This is a genomic window from Bacillus sp. 05T31, from assembly GCF_056396725.1.
Map to the genome: position 1 here is coordinate 1 of NZ_JBFTMA010000661.1, position 2537 is coordinate 2537.

The window sequence follows — 2537 nt, forward strand, 5'->3', positions numbered from 1 at the left end:
GGGTCATGCTGCACATGGGGGACAAGTTCGGTTACCTTTTATCGGGGGATTAGTTGCTCCTAATCAAGGAATACTGCCCAAATATACAGCGGGTTTATATGAACAACAAAATACGTCTATGATAGTTAGTAGAGGATTAGGCAATAGTATCATTCCGCAAAGAGTTTTTAATAGACCTGAGATTGTAGTCGTGCAGTTAAATTAATCTGTACGGCTTTTTTGTTTAGGAGAATAATTTAAAGGTAGTTTTTCTTGAGTACAAGTTTCCATTACAATTTTGTTAAAATTTTTCAACGTTACATAAAGTAACAAAATTTGACCTATTGAGTTTGTTATAGTGTAAATAATCAAAAAACTTAAAAATTAGTCGAGTTAAAATAGTTATTATTAAGCAATATTAAAAATATAAAGGGGTGTACAAATGCATAAAGAATTTGAAATTGAAGAATATACGGCGATTGAGGAGCAAATTCATTATTATWGTACGTCTTTATTAGTAAGTCATCCTGAGCAAATTGTAAAGTATTTAGAAAAACGGTTGGAAAAGTATGCAGAAACGTTACAATATGCACATTTATATCCGGAAACGGTTATATTACCAATACAGCAAATAGTTATCGAATATTCATTAGATGTTGCTAGAATTAGAAGGTATTTAAATTTAAAAACATAACAAAAATCGAATAATTCACAATGAAACAGAGTCGACTTTAAGAAAAGATATTCTAATGTCGACTCTGTTTCATTGATTTAGTAAATAACAGAAAAAATATATGTTTGAAAAGTTTGACATATAATAATTCGAGAGTAAAATAAAAGTGAGTACTCACTCATTTTAAAGAAAAGGGGGATTTTTAGTGCAGCAACCTTCAATTATTTTACGAGATGTATCAAAAAGTTTTGGGAAAAAAGAAGTTTTGCATAACCTTTCGCTGCAAGTAGAAAAAGCAGAAATTTTTGGCTTGGTTGGACCTTCCGGATCAGGGAAAACAACACTCATTAAAATGATTGCAGGTATTAATGAGTCAACTACAGGGGATGTAATTGTTTTTAATACAAACATGCCTAATCTAAATGAAATGAAAAGAATTGGTTATATGGCTCAGGCTGATGCATTATACGAAGAACTATCGGCATATGAAAATGCAGATTTTATTGCAACGATGTATGGGTTAAAAGGTAAGCGTAAGAAAGAGAGAATCGTAGAAGTTTTTGAACTTGTGCAATTATCAGAGCATATGAAAAAGCAAGTACAGCATTTTTCAGGTGGAATGAAAAAACGTTTATCATTGGCGATAGCACTCCTTCATGAACCAGAAATATTAATTTTAGATGAGCCAACAGTTGGGATAGATCCTCTACTTCGAAAATCGATTTGGGAGAAGTTTTATGACCTTAAAAAGAAAGGAACAACTATTATTGTAACAACGCACATTATGGATGAAGCTGAGTTTTGCGAACGTCTAGGGCTAATTAGAGAAGGGAATTTAGTTGCGATTGGCACACCGGAGGAATTGAAAAAACAAACATCTTCTGGACGAATTGAAGATGTCTTTATGTTAGAAGGAGTGATTGAATCATGAGAGTTAATGGTGTAGTCATCCGTATCATTCGTCAATTTTTTCGAGATAAGCGTTCTTTAGCAATGATGTTTGGGGCACCAATGTTATTACTTTGGTTATTATCGCTAATATTTACACAAAAAGACTATATACCGCATATTGCTGTAGTCGATGTACCTGCTCCTATAGTAAAAGCAATGAAAAATCAAGAAGCATCAATTTATGAATATAGTAAAGACAAAGCAATTTCGGAATTAGAAAAGCAAAAGGTAGATGCAGTAATTCATTTAGAAAATGGAAAAATGAATCTTCTATTAGAAGGCAGTGATTCATCAAAAAACCGTGCGGTACTTCAAGTATTGCAAAAGAGTACAGAGAAGAATRATGTATCRATGATGAAGCCTGAAGTGGATTATTTACATGGCTCTAAAGACATTACGATGTTCGATGGGCTTGGTCCCGTATTAATTGGTTTCTTTACATTTTTCTTTGTATTTATATTGTCCGGAGTATCTTTTGTAAGAGAACGTTTAAGTGGTACATTAGAGAGATTATTGTCCACACCAGTGAGAAGATGGGAAATAGTTTTAGGATATATTATTGGTTTTGGAATCTTTGCATTTATACAATCTATTATAATTGTAAGTTTTTCAGTTTATATTTTAGATTTATATGTAGCTGGTTCAATATGGCTAACGCTACTTATAACATGTATGCTTTCTTTAACTGCACTAACATTAGGCACATTTTTATCGGCATACGCAAATAATGAATTTCAAATGATTCAATTTATACCGCTTGTTATCGTGCCACAAGTCTTCTTTTCTGGGTTGTTTCCAATGGAATCCATGAATACATGGTTACAAATGTTAGGTGAATTATTTCCACTCACATATGGTGCTGACGCTATGAGACAAGTAATGATTCGGAATCAAGGGTTTACAGAGATTGCATTAGATCTTACTGTATTACTAC

General features: G+C 32.6%; 3 protein-coding genes and 1 pseudogene. All 4 read left to right on the forward strand.

Going from position 1 to position 2537, the window contains the following annotated elements:
* A pseudogene (locus AC1DJR_RS26160) lies at window positions 1-205 on the forward strand (metallophosphoesterase); the annotation flags it as partial.
* A 216-nt stretch (window positions 206-421) separates the two neighbouring features.
* The gene (locus AC1DJR_RS26165) at window positions 422-673 is read left to right on the forward strand and encodes a hypothetical protein (RefSeq protein WP_477003873.1); all 252 of its coding nucleotides are present in this window, start codon (window positions 422-424) and stop codon (window positions 671-673) included.
* A gap of 184 nt (window positions 674-857) precedes the next feature.
* Entirely contained in the window at window positions 858-1583 is a 726-nt protein-coding gene (locus AC1DJR_RS26170) for an ABC transporter ATP-binding protein (protein ID WP_002032219.1), read from the forward strand.
* Window positions 1580-2537: ABC transporter permease (locus AC1DJR_RS26175; RefSeq protein ID WP_477003874.1), on the forward strand; the 958-nt coding region annotated here is incomplete at its 3' end. The genes AC1DJR_RS26170 and AC1DJR_RS26175, both read left to right, overlap by 4 nt.